General features: G+C 70.9%; 12 protein-coding genes, 2 tRNA genes and 1 pseudogene. 14 read left to right on the forward strand and 1 reads right to left on the reverse strand.

The window, feature by feature from the left end; all coding sequences use genetic code 11:
* The 12 genes and pseudogenes from dnaA to gdhA all read left to right on the forward strand — a co-directional run bounded on the left by dnaA (nt 1) and on the right by gdhA (nt 17,332).
* A complete protein-coding gene (gene dnaA, locus ACVGV0_RS00005; RefSeq protein WP_459157785.1) occupies nt 1-2,187 on the forward strand; it encodes a chromosomal replication initiator protein DnaA in 2,187 nt (728 codons plus the stop codon).
* A 1,255-nt stretch (nt 2,188-3,442) separates the two neighbouring features.
* Nucleotides 3,443-4,567 (forward strand): DNA polymerase III subunit beta, encoded by a 1,125-nt coding sequence (gene dnaN, locus ACVGV0_RS00010; protein WP_459160113.1) that lies wholly within the window; start codon nt 3,443-3,445, stop codon nt 4,565-4,567.
* 106 nt (nt 4,568-4,673) lie between these two features.
* Entirely contained in the window at nt 4,674-5,558 is an 885-nt protein-coding gene (gene gnd, locus ACVGV0_RS00015; protein WP_459157786.1) for a phosphogluconate dehydrogenase (NAD(+)-dependent, decarboxylating), read from the forward strand.
* Between the two features lie 221 nt (nt 5,559-5,779).
* Nucleotides 5,780-6,958: a DNA replication/repair protein RecF gene (gene recF, locus ACVGV0_RS00020; RefSeq protein ID WP_459157787.1), complete on the forward strand. Its 1,179-nt coding sequence runs from the start codon at nt 5,780-5,782 to the stop codon at nt 6,956-6,958.
* A 139-nt stretch (nt 6,959-7,097) separates the two neighbouring features.
* Complete coding sequence (locus ACVGV0_RS00025) at nt 7,098-7,721, forward strand: DUF721 domain-containing protein (RefSeq protein WP_459160114.1); 624 nt, start codon at nt 7,098-7,100, stop codon at nt 7,719-7,721.
* Between the two features lie 434 nt (nt 7,722-8,155).
* Entirely contained in the window at nt 8,156-10,114 is a 1,959-nt protein-coding gene (gyrB, locus tag ACVGV0_RS00030) for a DNA topoisomerase (ATP-hydrolyzing) subunit B (RefSeq protein ID WP_459157788.1), read from the forward strand.
* Between the two features lie 94 nt (nt 10,115-10,208).
* The gene (gene gyrA, locus ACVGV0_RS00035; RefSeq protein WP_459157789.1) at nt 10,209-13,976 is read left to right on the forward strand and encodes an intein-containing DNA gyrase subunit A; all 3,768 of its coding nucleotides are present in this window, start codon (nt 10,209-10,211) and stop codon (nt 13,974-13,976) included.
* 98 nt (nt 13,977-14,074) lie between these two features.
* Nucleotides 14,075-14,941 (forward strand): DUF3566 domain-containing protein, encoded by an 867-nt coding sequence (locus tag ACVGV0_RS00040; protein ID WP_459157790.1) that lies wholly within the window; start codon nt 14,075-14,077, stop codon nt 14,939-14,941.
* A 98-nt stretch (nt 14,942-15,039) separates the two neighbouring features.
* A tRNA-Ile gene (locus ACVGV0_RS00045) sits at nt 15,040-15,113 on the forward strand.
* Between the two features lie 75 nt (nt 15,114-15,188).
* A pseudogene (locus ACVGV0_RS00050) lies at nt 15,189-15,296 on the forward strand (DLW-39 family protein); the annotation flags it as partial.
* 179 nt (nt 15,297-15,475) lie between these two features.
* Nucleotides 15,476-15,551, forward strand: a tRNA-Ala gene (locus ACVGV0_RS00055).
* Nucleotides 15,552-15,988: 437 nt separating this feature from the next.
* Nucleotides 15,989-17,332, forward strand: coding sequence for an NADP-specific glutamate dehydrogenase (gdhA, locus tag ACVGV0_RS00060; RefSeq protein WP_459157791.1), 1,344 nt, complete (start codon nt 15,989-15,991; stop codon nt 17,330-17,332).
* A gap of 110 nt (nt 17,333-17,442) precedes the next feature.
* Here the strand turns inward: gdhA and ACVGV0_RS00065 are convergent, their stop codons facing one another.
* Nucleotides 17,443-18,033 (reverse strand): hypothetical protein, encoded by a 591-nt coding sequence (locus ACVGV0_RS00065; RefSeq protein WP_459157792.1) that lies wholly within the window; start codon nt 18,031-18,033, stop codon nt 17,443-17,445.
* A 203-nt stretch (nt 18,034-18,236) separates the two neighbouring features.
* On the opposite strand from ACVGV0_RS00065, the gene ACVGV0_RS00070 reads away from it, so the two are divergent.
* Together ACVGV0_RS00070 and ACVGV0_RS00075 are read left to right on the forward strand one after the other, a co-directional pair.
* Nucleotides 18,237-18,770: a peptidylprolyl isomerase gene (locus tag ACVGV0_RS00070; protein WP_459160115.1), complete on the forward strand. Its 534-nt coding sequence runs from the start codon at nt 18,237-18,239 to the stop codon at nt 18,768-18,770.
* 24 nt (nt 18,771-18,794) lie between these two features.
* Nucleotides 18,795-19,706: a rhomboid family intramembrane serine protease gene (locus ACVGV0_RS00075; protein ID WP_459157793.1), complete on the forward strand. Its 912-nt coding sequence runs from the start codon at nt 18,795-18,797 to the stop codon at nt 19,704-19,706.
* Nucleotides 19,707-19,813: the final 107 nt, after the last annotated feature.

The following is a 19,813-nucleotide window of genomic DNA, read 5'->3' on the forward strand; positions in this document are numbered from 1 at the left end:
TTGTCCGAGCACCAAACCGATCTCGGCAGAGTCTGGGAAGAGGTGGTGCAGGAGCTGTCCTCCGGCACGCTCTCCCCGCAGCAGCGGGCGTGGATGCGCGTCACGCGGCCGATCGGCCTGCTCGACGGGACGGCGCTGCTGGCAGCGCCCAGCGACTTCGCCAAGGAAGCCATCGAGCGCGCCCTGCGCGAGACCATCACCGATGCGCTCTCCCGCCGGCTCGGGCGTGACGTCTCCCTCGCGGTGAAGGTGGACACCGCCGTTCCCGCCCCCACCCGGCCGGTGGCCGCCGGCGGGGACGACGAGGACGCCGACGAGGACGCAGCTGCGGACGCCGCGGCTTCCGCACCCCCCGCGCCATCGCCCGCCCCCGTTCCGCAGGAGCCGGCTGCGCACGAGGAATCCCCCCAGCGACCCGGGTCGCAGCAGCCCGGGTCGCAGCAGCCCGGGTCGCAGCAGCCCGGTACTGAGCAGGAGGGGCGCAGCGCCCCCGCCGGTCTGCCGCTGCACTTCACCGGAAGCACCGGCACCGCCCCCGAGCGGCCGGCCGGGCGCGAGCCCGCCCGGAACGAGGGCACCGCACCCGAACAAGCACGCTCCCGGTCCTGGGAGCAGTCGGCCGCGCGAGCCGCTCCCGCCGCACCGGCGTGGCCCCAGGAGCAGCAGCTCCCGCTGCCACCGCAGGACCAGCAGCCCCGTCCCCAGCAGGGCCACACCCAGCAGGGCCACACACAGCAGGACCGGCGACCGGGTCCGCAGCACGCCGCCGAGGGGGACCGGGAGACGTTCGGCCACGTCGCGCACACCGGGTCGATCCCGCCGTCCGACACGCGCGGTTCCGACCTGCCCACCACGGAGTTCCGCTGGCCCGGGGGCGCTCCGCCCCCTCCGCTGGAGACCAGCGCCGAGCAGACCCAGCAGTTCGGGGCGATCCAGCCGGTCGCCCACCCCGAGCCGAACGGCGACACCGGCGATGCCGCGCGCGGCGCGAGCCCCCAGGCCAGCAGCGGGCGGCACCGCACGCGGGACGAGGAGCAGGCCGAGGACGACGCGGAGGAGCCCGACGAGGTCGAGAGCTCCGGCGACACCTCCGCCGACGGCACCCCGGGGCAGCCGTACACCGCGCCGAAGCACGGCCCGCCGACCTCGCAGACGCGGCTGAACGGCAAGTACACGTTCGACACGTTCGTCATCGGCTCGTCGAACCGGTTCGCGCACGCCGCAGCGGTCGCCGCCTCGGAGGCCCCGGCCCGCGCCTACAACCCCCTGTTCATCTGGGGCGAGTCCGGGCTGGGCAAGACGCACCTGCTGCACGCGGTGGGGCACTACACGCAGCGGCTGTTCCCCGGCATGCGCGTGCGCTACGTCTCCACCGAGGAGTTCACCAACGACTTCATCAACTCGCTGCGCGACGACCGGCAGGTCGCCTTCCAGCGGCGCTACCGCGACGTGGACGTCCTGCTCGTGGACGACGTGCAGTTCCTGGAGGGCAAGGAGGGGACCCAGGAGGAGTTCTTCCACACCTTCAACACGCTGCACAACTCGAACAAGCAGATCGTCGTCTCCTCCGACCGGCCGCCGAAGGGGCTGCGCACGCTGGAGGAGCGGCTGCGCACCCGCTTCGAGTGGGGGCTGATCACCGACATCCAGCCGCCCGAGCTGGAAACGCGGATCGCGATCCTGCGCAAGAAGGCCGCGCAGGACCGGATGAACGCACCGGCCGACGTGCTCGAGTTCATCGCCTCGCGCATCGAGCGCAACATCCGGGAGCTGGAGGGCGCGCTCATCCGCGTCACCGCGTTCGCCTCGCTCAACCGGCAGCCGGTGGACATGCAACTGGCCGAGATCGTGCTGCGCGACCTCATCCCGGAGGACTCGCAGCCGAACCCGGAGATCACCGCGCCGACGATCATGTCGGTGACCGCGGAGTACTTCGGCGTCACGGTCGACGACCTGTGCGGCCCCGGCAAGACGAAGGCGCTGGCGCAGGCGCGGCAGATCGCGATGTACCTGTGCCGGGAGCTGACGGACTCCTCGCTGCCGAAGATCGGCCAGTCCTTCGGGGGTCGCGACCACACGACGGTGATGCACGCGGACAAGAAGATCCGCAAGGAGATGGCCGAGCGCCGCCGCGTCTACGACCAGGTGCAGGAGCTCACCGCCCGGATCAAGCAGCAGTCCCGCTGAGGCGGGTCGGCGGACTGGCCGCCGGGGCGGCTGTCCGGGGGCAGCTGGGAGGAACCTCCGACGTCGCCCCGCTCCGGACCCCTCCCGGGTAGCCGTGATCCCGTCCGCCCCGGGGTCGGGGCGGACGTGCCGGTGCAGCGGGACGTCCCGCTGCACCGCAGTCCGGAGCGAGGCCGTGCCCGCCTTCGGTACCGGACCAGCGCCCCCGCGGCGTGTCCGCGACCCCGCTGCGCGGCGCCGTGCAAGGCTGCCGCTGCGGCGCGCACCTGTTCCCGCTCTGGCCCCACCGACCCCGGTGCTGCCGTCCCGATCCCGATCCCGCTGTCCGGTGCCGCCGTCCCCGGTCCCGCCGCCCTGCCCCGCGTCCCGCCCCGCGGCGAGCGGGTGGGGACCCGCCGCGACCTTTCCGCGAACCCGGTGCGGCGCGGTCCGACCGGCCGCGCGGAAACGTCCACCGCCCCGCGCGCACCGGCGAGCCGGACCCCCACCGGGCGGAAGCAGCCCCACGAACCGGTGAAACTTTTCCACGAGCCCGGGTGGTCTTCATCGCACCGGTCGCGCAGAAAAACCGCCGGTCCCGCCGGTTGTCCACAGCTGCCCCCGAGCTGCTGCTCCACAGGGCTGCGCAGGGAATTCATCCACAGGATCCACAAGCTGTACACAACTACCGCGCAGTTGCCCACAGGTGTCCGGGAGTTGACCACAGGTCGCCCACAGCACGACCCACAGGCCGCCGCGCCCGCCCGGACGTCAACAGCGCTTGGGTACAACTCGGGGGAGATCTGTGGATCCGGGTGTGGACGCCTCGGCCACGTTGGGGACACCCGGATGACACCCGCGAGTTGTCCACGATTCATCCCAAGCTCCGTCCCGAGGGAACCCCCAGGTCCTCCACACCCGGTCACTCGTAGTGCGCTGCGAAAAAGCGACTTGTCCCCACTGCCCACAAGTCCTACTGCGCCTGCTGTCCTTCTTCTTTCTTTGAAAGAAGGGAGAAGAGGGGTAGGGGCGGTGGACAAGTGGACGGACGAGCGCCGGGAGGGCCCCGGCCCCCGGTTCTGCACATCCAGCGGCACGCTCTACCGTGGAAAGCCCGCGAACCGCGGACCGGTCCTCACCCGTTTCGAAGGCTCGCTGCTGCGGCGCCGTGACGCCCGGCACATCCCGGTGTGCGAGCCGCGGACCGCGCAAGCCTCCACCGGCCGGGGTTCGGGCCGCACCACTCCAGCTCATGGCTGAAACCGAAAGGACACCCATGAAGATCCGCGTGGAACGGGACGGCCTGGCCGACGCCGTGGCCTGGGTCGCGCGCAGCCTGCCTTCGCGGCCTCCGGTACCGGTGCTGGGCGGCGTGCTGCTCGATGCCAGCTCCGGCGACGCGCTCACCGTGTCCGGGTTCGACTACGAAGTCTCGGCGCAGGTCAGCACCGAAGCGGCGATCGAAACCGCCGGGCGCACCCTGGTGTCCGGGCGGCTGCTGGCCGACATCACCAAGGCCCTGCCGGCCCGCCCCGTGGAGCTCACCGTGGACGGCCAGCGGGTCACGATCACCTGCGGCAGCTCCCGGTTCAGCCTGCCGACCATGCCGGTCGAGGACTACCCGGAACTCCCCGGCATGCCGGAGCACGCGGGTTCGGTGCCCGGTGACGTGTTCAGCGAGGCGGTGGCCCAGGTCGCGGTCGCCGCGGGCAAGGACGACACGCTGCCGATGCTCACCGGCGTGCGGATGGAGATCAACGCCGACAAGCTGACCATGGTCGCCACCGACCGCTTCCGGCTGGCCATGCGCGAGATCACGTGGGAGCCCGGTTCGTCCACAGCGGACACTTCGGTGCTCGTTCCTGCGAAAACCCTTGCTGACGCGGCGAAAACGCTCGGCGGCCCGGCGAGCACCGTGGAACTGTCGCTGGCCTCCGGCGACGGGCTGCTCGGGCTGTCCGGCAACGCCCGCCGCACCACGACCCGCCTGCTCGACGCGGAGTTCCCCAAGTACCGGCAGCTGCTGCCGGAGGAGAGCCCCATCCAGGCCACCGTGGACGTGTCGCCGCTGCTCGACGCGATCAAGCGCGTCTCCCTCGTCGCCGAGCGCGGCACCCAGGTCCGGCTGGAGTTCTCCGAGGGCGCGCTGCGCCTGACCGCCGGCGGCGACGACGAGGGCAGCGCCGAGGAGGAGCTCCCGGTCGAGTTCACCGGGGAGCCGATCACGATCGCGTTCAACCCGAGCTACCTGCAGGACGGTCTGAACGCGCTCAAGAGCGATCGCGCACAGATGCTGTTCACCACAGCCAATCGACCGGCGCTGCTCAAACCCGTGGGGGATGATGGGGAGGTGGCGGACGGCTACCTGTACCTGCTCATGCCCGTGCGGCTGCCCGGCTGACCCGCGCGGCGCGCCCGCCACGAGCGCCCCGGCCGCGACGGCATGGCGATTCGAGGTGCCGACCACCGAATCGGCAATCACATCAGCTCGCGAAGAGGGAGTTCCGGTGCAACTCGGACTTGTCGGCCTCGGCCGGATGGGTTTCAACATGCGCGAGCGGCTGCGCGCCGCCGGGCACGAGGTCGTCGGCTACGACCGCAACCAGGAGGTCAGTGACGCCGCGTCCGTCGCGGACATGGTCAAGTCGCTCAGCGCCCCGCGCGCGGTCTGGATCATGGTGCCGCACGGCGACCCCACGAGGCAGACCATCGAGGAGCTCGCCGGTGCGCTCAGCCCCGGGGACCTCGTCATCGAGGGGGGCAACTCCCGGTTCACCGAGGACCAGGACAACGCGGCGCTGCTGGCCGAGCACGAGGTGCGCTACGTCGACGTCGGCGTCTCCGGCGGGGTCTGGGGCGCGGAGAACGGCTACGGGCTGATGGCCGGTGGCGCCGCGGAGGACGTGCAGCGCGCCATGCCGATCTTCGACGCGCTGCGCCCCGAGGGACCGCGCGACGAGGGCTTCGCCCACGCCGGGCCGGTCGGTGCCGGCCACTACGCCAAGATGGTGCACAACGGCATCGAGTACGGCCTCATGCAGGCCTACGCCGAGGGCTTCGAGCTGCTCGCCGCGTCCGATGTGGTCACCGACGTGCCCGCCACGGTCAAGGCGTGGAGCCGCGGCACCGTCGTGCGGTCCTGGCTGCTCGACCTGCTCGTCCGCGCCCTCGAGGAGGACCCCGAGCTGGAGCAGCTGCGCGGTTGGGTCAGCGACTCCGGCGAGGGGCGCTGGACCGTGCAGGAGTCCATCGCCAACGCCGTGCCGACACCGGTGATCACCGCCTCGCTGTTCGCCCGGTTCTCCTCGCGGCAGGAGGACTCGCCGGCGATGAAGGCCGTCGCCGCGCTGCGCAACCAGTTCGGCGGCCACTCGGTGGCCACGAGCGACTGAGGGAGCCCGCGGGCCGGCCGGGGTGCCCGGGGGACTCCCGGTTGCCCGCTGCTCGGGCACCCACCCGGGCGGCGGGCGTCGGGAGCCGCCCGGCCGGTGCTCCCGGGCGCGCGCCGACGGCGGTGGCCCGAGGGCGGTGGCACGGCGGCGGAACCGCTGCCACCGCCGCTCCCCGCGCCGTCCCGCGGGCCGCCGGAGGTTCCGCGATACCGTCGACCACCGTGTACGTCCGCCACTTGCAAGTGACCGACTTCCGCTGCTGGGAGCACGCGGACCTGGCGCTCGGTTCGGGAACGGCGGTGCTGGTCGGCGCCAACGGTCAGGGCAAGACGAACCTGGTCGAAGCGCTCGGCTACCTCGCCACGCTGGGTTCGCACCGCGTGTCCCAGGACGCGCCGCTCGTCCGCGAGGGCGCGGAGCGCGCGATCGTGCGCGCGGCCGTCGTGCACCAGGGCCGGGAGCTGGTGGTGGAGCTGGAGATCGCCCCGGGGCGCGCCAACCGCGCGCGGATCAACCGCGGCGCGGCGGGCAAACCGCGCGACGTGCTCGGCGTCCTCCGCACCGTGCTGTTCGCCCCGGAGGACCTCGCGCTGGTGCGCGGTGACCCCGGTGAGCGCCGCCGCTTCCTCGACGACCTGCTCGTGTCCCGCGCACCGCGCTACGCCGGGGTGCGCTCCGACTACGACAAGGTGCTGCGGCAGCGCAGCGCCCTGCTGAAGACGGCGGGGGCGGCCGCCCGCGGCGGGAAGTCGGCCGACCTGAGCACGCTGGAGGTCTGGGACGGCCACCTCGCGCGGCTGGGGGCGCAGCTGCTGGCGGGGCGGCTCGACCTGGTGGCCGCGCTGGCGCCGTACGTGACCAGCGAGTACGCGAGCGTGGCCGCCTCGCCGGGCTCCGCGGACGCGCCGGCCGGGCGGGTGGCGGACGTGCGCTACCGGTGCGGGATCGACGAGGCGCTGCCCGCGGGCTACGGCCAGCCGCACGGCCCGGCCGCGGACCCGGCGGTGCTGGAGGAGGTGCTGACCGAGCAGCTGCGGGAGGTGCGGCGGCAGGAGATCGAGCGGGGCGTGTCGCTGATCGGGCCGCACCGGGACGACCTCGACCTGCTCCTCGGCGACCTCCCGGCGAAGGGCTACGCCAGCCACGGCGAGTCGTGGTCCTTCGCGCTGGCCCTGCGCCTGGCCGCCTACCGGCTGCTGACGGCGGACGGCGCCGAGCCGGTGCTCATCCTCGACGACGTGTTCGCCGAGCTGGACCGCCGGCGCCGCGCGCGGCTGGCCGAGCTGGTGACCGGCGCCGAGCAGGTGCTGGTCACCGCAGCCGTGGAGGAGGACGTTCCCGAGGAGCTCACCGGTGTCCGCTTCCGCGTGGCCGAAGGCGAGGTGCAGCGTGTCGACTAGGCGTTCGACCTCCGCGCGGGCGCGCGGGCGGAGCGCAGCGGAGCGGACGAGCACTCCGAACGCGGAGGGTGAGCAAGCCGACCGCGCACAGCACTCCGCTCAGCGAAATTCGGCTACTGGGGATGGCCCTGTGGATACTGTGGATAACTCCACGCGCTCGGATGCCGCACGCACCGGCGAACCGGACGGAACCGGGGCGGGTGAAACACCCGCTCAGGACGAGGACGGCGCCGCGGGGAGCGACCTCTCCGAGTTCGGCGACCTGCAGGGCCCCGATCTGGCGCGCGCCGCGCTGCAGGCGGCCCGGGAGCGCTCGTCCCAGCGCCGGGCCGCGCGGCGGGACTCCCGCCCGCGGGTGCGCACCGGGCAGCGCAAGCGCCGCGGCTGGTCCGGGGCCCGCTCCGACGACCGCGATCCGCAGGCGCTCGGCCGGCTCGCCTCGCGGCTGGTCAGCGAGCGCGGCTGGGGCGACCGCATCGCCGGCGGCCGCGTGTTCGCCGGTTGGGCCGGGCTGGTCGGCGAGGACGTGGCCGCGCACACCCAGCCGGTGAGCCTGCAGGACGGGGTGCTGACGGTGCGGGCCGAGTCCACCGCCTGGGCGACCCAGCTGCGCCTGCTGCAGCGGCAGCTGCTGGGGCGCATCGCCGACGGGGTCGGCCAGGACGTCGTGCGCAAGATCCGCGTGCAGGGCCCGGCGGCGCCGAGCTGGCGGCGCGGGCCGCGGCACGTGCGGGGCAGGGGTCCCCGCGACACGTACGGCTGACGACCGGTCCCGGGCCGTGCGGGGAGCCGCCTCCGGGTCGTCCCGGCCGGGTTTCCCCGGGGCCGCCGACCGCGCACCGCGGTGCCCGCCGAGTGCCGGTTGGAGCCGTTGGAGGCGATGCGGGGGTGTTCGCCGGGGTCCCTGGGTCGAGTTTTTCGCTCTGTGAGCAAACCAGGGGTGTCCTTGCCCCGCTTCTGTCGTTCCAGGGAAGTAGAATCGGCTGCGGGGCGGGCGCGGATCCGCGGCGCGGGTCCGCACGCCGAGCGAGACCACCTCAGCGCCGCGCCCCCGTTCGAAGGACGGTGTGCGGCAGACGCGTGCGGTGAGCTCCACCAGCCGGAGTGCCGATCCGTCGGATCCCGACGGCAGGCGGCTGTCGCGCAGCGAGCCTCCGGCAGACCAACGACAACCGGCCCAAGGAGACATCGAGGCCCGTGACATCGAAGAAGAGCGAGTACACCGCTTCATCCATCACCGTTCTCGAGGGCCTTGAGGCAGTTCGCAAGCGCCCGGGCATGTACATCGGCTCCACCGGGGAGCGCGGTCTGCACCACCTCGTCTGGGAGGTCGTGGACAACTCCGTCGACGAGGCGATGGCCGGCTACGCCAGCCAGGTCGAGGTGACGCTGCTGCCCGAGGGCGCTGTGCGGGTCACCGACGACGGCCGCGGTGTTCCGGTGGACGAGCACCCGGTGGAGAAGAAGCCCACGCTGGAAGTGGTGCTCACGATGCTGCACGCCGGCGGCAAGTTCGGCGGTGACAGCTACGCCGTCTCCGGCGGCCTGCACGGCGTCGGCGTGTCGGTGGTGAACGCGCTGTCCTCGGTGCTCGAGGCCGAGGTGCACCGCGACGGTTACGTCTGGCGGCAGCGCTACGAGGACTCCAAGCCCGTGCACGACGTCGAGCGCGGCGAGCGGACCGACCGCACCGGCACGAGCATCACCTTCTGGGCGGACCCGAAGCTGTTCGAGACCACGCAGTTCAACGCCGAGACCGTGGCCCGCCGCATGCAGGAGATGGCCTTCCTCAACAAGGGCCTGACGCTGGTCCTGCACGACGAGCGCCACCTGGTCGACGAGACCACCGGTGAGGAGCAGGAGACCCGGCACCGGACGTTCCACTACCCGGGCGGGCTGGAGGACTTCGTCGGGCACATCAACGCCACCAAGGACCCGATCCACAAGAAGATCGTCTCCTTCAGCGCCTCCGGTCCCGGCCACGACGTCGAGATCGCGATGCAGTGGAACTCCGGCTACAACCAGTCGGTCTACACCTTCGCGAACACGATCAACACGCACGAGGGCGGTACGCACGAGGAGGGCTTCCGGGCGGCGCTGACCCGCGTGGTCAACGCCTACGCCAAGGACAAGCGGATGCTCAAGGACAAGGACGGCAACCTCACCGGTGACGACGTGCGCGAGGGCCTCGCGGCGATCATCTCCGTCAAGGTCGCCGAGCCGCAGTTCGAGGGCCAGACCAAGACCAAGCTCGGCAACACCGAGGTCAAGTCCTTCGTGCAGACCACCGCCTTCGAGTGGCTGACGGACTGGTTCGAGCGCAACCCCACTGACGCCAAGGCGATCGTGAACAAGGCCGTGTCCTCGGCGCAGGCGCGCACCGCGGCCCGCAAGGCCAAGGAGCTCGTGCGGCGCAAGAGCGCGATGGACATCGGCGGGCTGCCCGGCAAGCTCAAGGACTGCCAGTCCAACAGCCCCGAGGAGTGCGAGCTCTACATCGTCGAGGGCGACTCGGCGGGCGGCTCGGCCAAGGACGGCCGCGAGTCGCGGTTCCAGGCAATCCTGCCGATCCGCGGCAAGATCATCAACGTGGAGAAGGCCCGCCTGGACAAGGTGCTCAAGAACAACGAGGTCCAGTCGATCATCACCGCGCTGGGCACCGGCATCCACGACGAGTTCGACCTGTCCAAGCTGCGGTACAACAAGATCGTGATCATGGCCGACGCCGACGTCGACGGCCAGCACATCCGCACCCTGCTGCTCACGCTGTTCTTCCGCTTCATGCGTCCGCTCATCGAGGCGGGGCACGTGTACCTGGCCCAGCCGCCGCTGTACAAGATCAAGTGGCCGCGCTCGGAGCCGGACTACGCCTACACCGACCGCGAGCGCGACTCCCTGCTGGAGCGCGGGGTCGCCGAGGGGCGCAAGGTCCCCAAGGACGACGGCATCCAGCGGTACAAGGGACTGGGCGAGATGGACGCCCAGGAGCTGTGGGAGACCACGATGAACCCGGACAGCCGGCTGCTGTGGCAGGTCACGCTGGACGACGCGGCGACGGCCGACGAGCTGTTCAGCGTGCTCATGGGCGAGGACGTGGACGCGCGCCGGTCGTTCATCAACCGCAACGCCAAGGACGCCCGCTTCCTGGACGTGTGAGGCGCGCCCGCACCGCGTTCGCGCGCGACGCGCGGCGGACCCGCCCGCGCCGCAGCGCCAGACTCGCCTGACCGCGTGAAAGGAATCCAAGACCGTGACCGAAACCCTGCCTCCGGAGAGCGGCCGCGTCGAACCGGTCGACATCCAGCAGGAGATGCAGAACTCCTACATCAACTACGCGATGAGCGTCATCGTGGCGCGGGCGCTGCCGGATGTCCGGGACGGGCTCAAGCCGGTGCACCGCCGCGTGCTCTACGCGATGTACGACTCCGGCTTCCGGCCCGACCGCTCGTACGTGAAGTGCTCGCGCGTCGTCGGCGAGGTGATGGGGAACTACCACCCGCACGGCGACTCGGCCATCTACGACACCCTGGTCCGCCTGGCGCAGCCCTGGGCGATGCGGCACAAGCTGGTCGACGGCCAGGGCAACTTCGGCTCGCCCGGCAACGATCCGGCCGCCGCCATGAGGTACTGCGTGACCGGCGGCACCCGCGTGAAACTGGCGGACGGGGCATCGGTGCGGATCGCCGACATCGTTCCGAACGCCGAGTCCAACAGCGACAACGACATCGAGCTGAAGGTCCAGGGCCGCAACGGTGACCCGGTGCTGGCCGAGAAGCTGTTCCACTCCGGCCAGCACCCGACGCTGAAGCTGCGCACCAGCGGTGGCCACGAGCTCACCGGGACGCACAACCACCCGGTGCTGTGCCTCGTCCCGCTGCTCGGCGTGCCGACTCTCGTCTGGAAGCTCCTAGCGGAGATCCAGCCGGGTGACCGGGTCGTCATGCAGCGCACGCAGCCGGAGGAGAACTCCGTCGACGAGCGTGAGCGGCAGGCAGCGCTGCTCGCCGGCGCCTTCGTCAGCGAGGGGTTCGTCTCCGAAGGCCGAGCGGGTTTCAACAACATCGACGAGGACTTCTTCAACCGCGTGGTCGAGTTGTACGACACGCTCGTTGGAGGTCCGCGCTACGTGTACTCCCGTCAGCTCAAGTCGGGCTCGATCGTCCACGAGCTGGACGTGCAGAACCTCTCCGCACTGCGCGAGAGCGTGCTCGGCAGGCTCGCCGGTCAGCGCAGCGCAGACAAGCACGTGCCCGAGTTCGTCTGGCGGGGTGGTACGAGCACCAAGCGCGCCTTCCTGTCCTGGTTGTTCACGGGCGATGGTTCGTGCTCGGGCCTTCCGCGCAACACAGTTCAGATTTCGTACTCGACCTACAGCGATCGTCTGGCCCGAGAGGTTCAGCAGCTGCTGCTGGAGTTCGGGATCGCCACCAAGATCACCAGTTGTGCCGACGGTGAGCGCAAGGTCGTGATCACCAACCGGCGGAATGCGCGCCTGTTCGCCGAGCGGATCGGGTTCGAACAGGAGAAGCAGCGCAAGTTGTCCGAGATCCTGGAGGGCATTCCGGAGAAGAGCCGGGCTCTGTCGCACGATCACGTCCCGTTCGTGGCGGAGTACATCCGCGAACACGGGGCCGAGCGGTGGACCGAGCGCGACTGGCTGCGCCGGCACAACGTCGACCGGATCGAGCGCTGGGAGCACAACCGCGAGGAGATCCGCGCGCACATCACCAACCCCGAGGTGCTCGACGTCGTCGAGCCGCTCGTGGACGGCCGCTTCCACTACGCCGCGGTCGAGTCGGTCAGCGACGCCGGTGTGCAGGACGTCTACAGCCTGCGCGTGGACAGCGAGGACCACTCGTTCATCACGGACGGTTTCGTCAGCCACAACACGGAATCGCGGCTGGCGCCGGTGGCGATGCACATGCTCGCCGACATCGAGCAGGAGACCGTCGACTTCTCGGACAACTACGACGGCCGCACCCAGGAACCGGACGTGCTGCCGTCGCGGTTCCCGAACCTGCTGGTCAACGGTGGTGGCGGGATCGCGGTCGGGATGGCCACGAACATCCCGCCGCACAACCTGCGCGAGGTGGCCGACGGCGTCGTGTGGGCGCTGGAGAACCCGGAGGCCACCGACGAGGAGCTGCTCGAGGCGATGATCGAGCGGATCAAGGGCCCCGACTTCCCGACGCGCGGGCTGATCCTCGGCACCAACTCGATCGCGGACGCCTACCGGACGGGCCGCGGCTCCATCAAGATGCGCGCGGTGGTCAACGTCGAGGAGGACCGCAAGGGGCGCAACTCGCTGATCGTCACCGAGCTGCCGTACCAGGTCAACCCGGACAACTTGATCGAGGGCATCGCGACGATGCACCGGGACGGCAAGATCTCCGGCATCGCCGACATCGCCGACGAGTCGAACAGCCGCCGCGGCATGCGGATCGTCATCACGCTCAAGCGGGACGCGATCCCGAAGGTCGTGCTGAACAACCTGTACAAGCACACCCAGCTGCAGACGACGTTCGGCATGAACATGCTCGCGCTGGTCGACGGGGTGCCGCGCACGCTGCGGCTGGACCAGGCGATCAAGCTCTACGTCAAGCACCAGGTCGACGTGATCGTGCGGCGCACCCGCTACCGGCTGCGCAAGGCCGAGGAGCGCGCGCACGTGCTGCGCGGGCTGGCCAAGGCGCTGGACCACCTCGACGAGGTGATCGCGCTGATCCGCCGCTCGCCCACGGTCGACGAGGCCCGCACCGGGCTGATCGAGCTGCTCGAGGTCGACGAGACGCAGGCGAACGAGATCCTGGCGATGCAGCTGCGCCGGTTGGCGGCCCTGGAGCGGCAGAAGATCCTCGACGAGCTGGCCGAGATCGAGGAGAAGATCGCCGACCTGCGCGACGTCCTGGACAAGCCGGAGCGGCAGCGCGCGATCATCCGCGAGGAGCTGATGTCGATCGTGCACCAGTACGCCGAGGAGCGGCGCACGAAGATCGTGCCGTACTCCGGTGAGGTCGCGATCGAGGACCTGATCGCCGACGAGGACGTCGTGGTCACCATCACCCGGACCGGGTACGCCAAGCGGACGCGCACGGACCTGTACCGGGCGCAGAAGCGCGGCGGCAAGGGCGTGCAGGGCGCGCAGCTGAAGCAGGACGACATCGTGTCGCACTTCTTCGTGTGCTCCACGCACGACTGGATCCTGTTCTTCACGAACAAGGGGCGGGTCTACCGGACGAAGGCCTACGAGCTGCCGGAGGCCAACCGCACGGCGCGCGGTCAGCACGTGGCGAACCTGCTGGCCTTCCAGCCGGACGAGCACATCGCCCAGGTCATGCAGATCAAGGACTACACGGTCGCGCCGTACCTGGTCCTGGCCACGAAGAACGGTTTGGTCAAGAAGTCGCGTCTGACCGACTTTGATTCCAACCGCTCCGGTGGTTTGATCGGGATCAACCTCAAGGACACCGACGAGGTGGTGGGGGCGGTCCTCTGCTCGGCGGAGGACGACCTGCTGCTGGTTTCCGAGGAAGGGCAGTCCATCCGGTTCCGCGCCAGCGACGAGGCGCTGCGGCCGATGGGCCGGGCCACCTCCGGGGTGCTCGGCATGCGCTTCAACGAGGGGGACGAACTGCTCTCCATGGGCGTTGTCCGGCCGGACCGCTACGTCCTGGTCGCCACGGACGGGGGTTATGCCAAGCGCACTCCGATCGATGACTACGCGCTGCAGGGCCGGGGCGGCAAGGGCGTGCTGACCATTCAGCACGACGAGAAACGTGGCAGGCTTGTGGGCGCGCTCATCGTCGACAACGACGACGAGCTCTACGCGATCACTTCGACCGGTGGGGTCATCCGCACCACCGCCGGGGAGGTGCGCAAGGCCGGCAGGCAGACCAAGGGTGTGCGGCTGATGAACCTCGACGAGGGCACCAGCCTGGTGGCGATCGCGCGGAACGCGGACGAGGCCGCCGATCCGGACACCGCCGGTCAGCCGGGCAGCACCGGCCAGCAGAACTGAAAGCGGCCAGCACACATCGTGGGGCGGTCCGCTCGCTGACCCCTCCGGGGTCTCCTGGTGGGCCGCCGACCACGTCGACGCTCGACAAGGGATCGCTCGTGACAGCTTCCGACAAGCCGGAGGAATCGGATTCGCGCCCGGAGGAGGACGCGGACCGGAGCGTGGTCATGACAGACGCGGCGCAGGACTCCGAGACCGCCGGATCCGCCGCCGGTGCGGGCGGAGCGGACGCCACCGAGCAGGCGGGCGCCGCGCAGGAGGGAACGGAGGCCCCGCCGCCGTGGCAGCGGGGCGCTGCCGCGGACACCTCCGCCCCTGCGGCGGGTGCCTCCGCGGCGGGTGCGGGCACCGCGGAGAACTCCGCCTCGGCGGCGGCCACCGCGGCCACCGCGGAGCAGCCGACCGTGCGGGCCGGTGGCGCCGCCGCAGCCGGTGCGGTGCACGATCAGGAGACCGTGCGCACGCAGCTGCCGCAGGACCAGCAGCGCAGCCCGGTGTCGTTCGACACCGGGACCGCTCGGGACGACGGGGCCGCCCGCGGTGCGGGCGCCGGTGCCGAGCCGGCGTCGAGCTCGGCGGGCTCCGCCCGGCGGCCGAGCCGGGGACCGCGGCGCGCGAGCCTGCACATCAAGCGGGTCGACCCCTGGTCGGTGCTCAAGCTGGCGCTGGTGCTCAGCGTCGCGGCCTTCATCGTGTGGATGATCGCCGTCGCGGTGCTGTACGGCGTGCTGGACGGGATGGGCGTCTGGGACAACCTGAACAGCGGCATCTCGGACCTCACGCAGACGGACAACACGCTGAGCGATCCGCTCATCAGCGCGGGCAGCGTGTTCGGCGTCGCGCTGATCGTGGGGGCGATCAACATCGTGCTCGTCACGGCGCTGTCGACGGTCGCGGCGTTCATCTACAACGTCGCCGCGGACTTCGCCGGCGGTCTGGAGGTCACCCTGTCCGAGCGGGAGTGAGGCCGGTCGGGTGCCCCGCGGCGACGGCGTCGTGAATCGCGGGGCACCCCCCGTTGAACGGTGTGCCGCGGGGTCCTGTAATGTGTGTGGCGCACCGAGGGCCTATAGCTCAGACGGTTAGAGCGCTTCGCTGATAACGAAGAGGTCGCTGGTTCAAGTCCAGCTAGGCCCACGATCCCAGGCTTTTCCAGCGCCGTGGGATGGCCCAGCGTCACGGCACTGATGCCGTCATAGGGAGGCGTCCGCAATGAAGAAGCTGATCGCACTGGCCGCCGTTGCCGGCGTCGTGTTTTTCGTCATTCGGCGCAACCGTGCCGCCAAGGCCGAGGCCGACCTGTGGCGCGAGGCGACCGCTGAGGCGTGACGACGCCGCGCGGTGCTGACCGGCCCGGCGGGTCCCCGCGGACTTCGTCTTCGGGCGGCCCCTGAGCGCCCGGCAGGTGTTCCGCCGGTTCTCCGCGGTCGAGTTCCTCCCGCGGGCGCGGGATCCGCAGGTCCAGACCTCGTGAATCCGGCTCGCGATTCCGTCCTGCTGGGGACGTAGCTCAATCGGCAGAGCACCGCCTTTGCAAGGCGGGGGTTAGGGGTTCGATTCCCCTCGTCTCCACCACCGAAAGACCAGGTCAGAAGGCCTGGTCTTTTTTCATGATCCACGCTGGATCACATCTGGATCACCTTCGGTGTGACCTGCTCAATCCGTGCGCGCAGTAGTCGTGCGCGCGGGCGCTCGGGTACCGTCAGCGCGGTTGCACAGGATGGTCGTCCGGTGCCACATTCCGGACACCATGGACTGCGGAACCCCGTTCCGGCAGCGTTGGCGGAACTGGCGGGTGGCGATGGCGTGTACCGCAGCCGACCGAAGCGCGACCGGGCGTTCAGCACCGCGGTGCCGCGGTCTCGATGCCTGCGGCCCGCGATGATTTCCGACGCAGTCGCTTCCCCCAGCAGTGCGCGGATGATCACCTACTGTTGTGACGCCGCACGCCTGGCACGCCCGGCCGGTCGGAGATTCCTCGCGTGCGGTTCGAGATGAGAGCGGAGTGGCACATGTTCTTGCACGAGACCCTGGAGCCGGTCTACGAGGAGGTCGTGGGGCGCAACGCCGGGGAGAGCGAGTTCCACCAGGCGGTGCGCGAGGTCTTCGAGAGCGTCGGCGTGGTGCTGGGCAAGCACCCGCAGTACACCCAGGCCCGGATCATGGAGCGCCTCTGCGAACCGGAACGGCAGATCATCTTCCGCGTCCCGTGGCAGGACGACAACGGCGAGGTGCACATCAACCGCGGGTTCCGCGTCGAGTTCAACAGCGCGCTGGGCCCGTTCAAGGGCGGACTGCGGTTCCACCCGAGCGTGTACCTGGGGATCGTCAAGTTCCTCGGGTTCGAGCAGATCTTCAAGAACGCGCTGACCGGCCTGCCGATCGGCGGGGCCAAGGGCGGTGCGGACTTCGACCCGAAGGGCAAGTCCGATCGGGAGATCATGGCGTTCTGCCAGAGCTTCATGACCGAGATGTACCGCCACCTCGGTGAGCACACCGACGTTCCGGCCGGGGACATCGGGGTCGGCGGCCGGGAGATCGGCTACCTGTTCGGCCAGTACAAGCGGTTGACGAACCGGTACGAGTCCGGCGTGCTGACCGGCAAGAACGAGGCCTTCGGCGGGGCGCAGATCCGCACCGAGGCGACCGGCTACGGCACCGTGTTCTTCGTGCAGGACATGCTCGCGGCGCGGGGCGACTCGCTGGCGGGCAAGACCGCGGTGGTGTCCGGCTCCGGCAACGTGGCGATCTACGCGATGCAGAAGGTGCACGAGCTCGGCGGCACGGTGGTGGCCTGCTCGGACTCGGGCGGTGTGCTCTACGACGAGAAGGGCATCGACGTCGATCTCGTCAAGGAGCTCAAGGAGGTCGAGCGCACCCGGCTGTCCGAGTACACCGAGCGGCGCTCCTCCGGCCGGTTCCGGCAGGACCGCCAGGTGTGGGACGTCGAGGCGGACGTGGCGATGCCGTGCGCCACGCAGAACGAGATCACCGGCAAGGAGGCCGAGCAGCTCGTGCGCAACGGCTGCATCGCGATCGCGGAGGGCGCGAACATGCCGACGACTCCGGAGGGCGTGCGCGTGTTCCGGGACGCCGGTGTGGCGTTCGGCCCGGGCAAGGCCGCCAACGCCGGTGGCGTGGCGACCTCGGCGCTGGAGATGCAGCAGAACGCCTCGCGGGATTCCTGGTCGCGCGAGTTCAGCGAGCAGCGCCTGCGCGAGATCATGAGCAACGTGCACGACCGCTGCTACCGCACGGCGGAGGAGTACGGCATGCCCGGGGACTACGTGGCCGGGGCGAACATCGCCGGGTTCCTGCGGGTGGCCGACGCGATGCTGGCGCTCGGCCTGGTCTGAGCGGCTGCGCCGCTCGCCGGGACCGGTGCGGCCGAGCACGCGACCGCCGGTCCGCGCACCCGGGCCGCGCTGCCCGGGTGCGCCGGCCGGCCCGGCGCACCCGGCGCGGCTCAGCCGGTCGGACCGGGGCGGACGCCGGGACCGTCCGCGCCCGCCGCGGGGCTCGGCGTCGCCGCGGCGGTGTCGGTGTCCGCGCGGCGCTCGGAGCCGTTCGGCTCGGGGTACTCGTCCTTCTCGCCGCCGAGGGGGACTTCCTCCGGGCGGCGGGTCAGCAGCAGCGCCACACCGGCCGCGCAGGCCGCCGCCAGCACGCCCAGCACCACCCACCGCCACGTGCGGTGCTTGGGTTTGCCGGGGTCGATGCGGGCGGCGAGTTCGCGCCGGGCCGCTTCGGTGTTGCGGGCGAGCTGCTTGCGCTGCTGCTTGGTGCGCTTGTCCCACTCCTTGCGCATCTTGCGGCTGCGCTTGGCCAGCTCCTTGCGGGACATGCCGGTGGTCCTGCGCGCGAGCTGGTCCTGGATCTCGGCGGTGGACAGGCCCCGCTGGGCGAGCTCGCGGTCGGCCCGCGCCGCTGCCTGCTTGGACACGACCAGCCCGACGTGGCCTGCGCGCTTGGCTCCGTGCCGCGCGGTGCGCATGCCGGTGCCGACGGCCTTGCCCATGTTCTCTCCGGCACGGGCCATCGTGGTGACTTCGTCCATGTTCTTCCTCCTTGGCCGGTGGGGACCGGCCGGCCGGACTTCCACCGGAGGTGGTCCCCGGTGGTTGGTGATGGCCCGCCGACTGCCGCGGGAGGACGCCTGGTCGGCGGGCAGCCACGCCCTATCGTGCACCCGAACACGGTGTGCCCGCTCTGCGATGGCAGGATGGTCGGGTGGCTGAAGACAACGGATCGCTCGTCGGGATGACGTTGACCGCGACCCTGCACACGACGCAGGGGGACATCCGGCTCAACCTGTTCTCGAACAAGGCTCCCAAGACAGTGGCCAACTTCGTCGGGCTCGCGGAGGGCACCAAGGAGTACTACGCGCCGAACGCGCGCGGGGAACGCTCCGGCCCGTTCTACGACGGGGTCATCTTCCACCGCGTGATCGACGGTTTCATGATCCAGACCGGTGACCCCACGGGCACGGGCCGCGGCGGACCGGGGTACGAGTTCGCCGACGAGTTCCACCCGGAGCTGCAGTTCAACCGCCCCTACCTGCTGGCGATGGCCAACGCGGGGCCGAACACCAACGGGTCGCAGTTCTTCATCTCGGTCGCGGCGACGAGCTGGTTGAACTACAAGCACAGCATCTTCGGCGAGGTCGCCGACGAGGCCTCCAAGGAGGTCGTGGACTCGATCGCGCACACCGCGACGGGGCAGGGCGACCGGCCGATCAACGACATCGTGATCGAGAAGGTCACCATCGAGCGCGGCGAGAACGCTGCTCAGTGACCCCACGGCCCGGCGAGGTGCATCGTGAGCGTGCCACCCGGGACGCCGCCGCAGCCTGAGGCGGGGCAGCAGTTACCCGCTTGCGCGCGTCACCCCGATCGGCCGACCGGCCTGCGCTGCACGCGGTGCGAGCGGCCGGCCTGCCCGGACTGCCTGCGCGAGGCCTCGGTCGGCTACCACTGCGTGGACTGCGTCGACGAGGGACGGCGCCGCCAGCGCACGCCGAGGACCGTGGCGGGGGCGCAGTACCAGCTCGGCAAGCCGTTCGTGGTCCTCGCGCTCGTCGTGCTGAACGTGGGCATGTTCGTGCTCACGGCCGTGGTGGCCGGCAGCGCGCAGCGCAACCTCAACTCCCAGCTCGGCGCGGACCTGGCGATGGTCCCGCTGCTGACGGCGCAGGGCCAGTGGTGGCGGTTGGTCACTTCCGGCTTCCTGCACTTCGGGGTGGCCCACCTGGCGATGAACATGATCGCCCTGTGGGTGATCGGCCGGGACCTGGAGGTGGTGCTGGGCCGGTTGCGGTTCCTCGCGGTGTACGTGCTGGGGCTGCTCGGTGGCAGCGTCGCCGTGTTCGCCTTCGGCCAGCAGCTGTCGATGATGGCGGGCGCCTCCGGTGCCGTGTACGGGCTGATGGGCGGTATCGCGCTGGTGGCGCTGCGGCTGAAGATCAGCCTGCGCCCGGTGATCACGGTGATCGTGCTGAACCTGCTGATCACGTTCACGATCCCGGCGATCTCGGTGTACGGCCACCTGGGCGGTCTGGTCATCGGTTCGGCGGCGACGGCGGCGCTGGTGTACGCGCCGCAGCAGCGGCGCACGCTGCTGCAGGCGAGCGCGCTCGGGGGGTTGTTCGTGCTGCTCGTGGCGATGATCATCACGCGGGACGCGCAGCTGGCGCAGGCGGCCGCGGTGCTGCCGGGGATGACCTCCACCTGACCGCGGATGGCGCCATCCCTCAGCAAGCGGCTGCGCCGCTTGCCTGACGGGCCGGTGCGGGGCCGAGCACACGGCCACCGATCCGGGCGGCCACCGAGGTCACCGGG

Source organism: Salinifilum ghardaiensis (assembly GCF_054491345.1).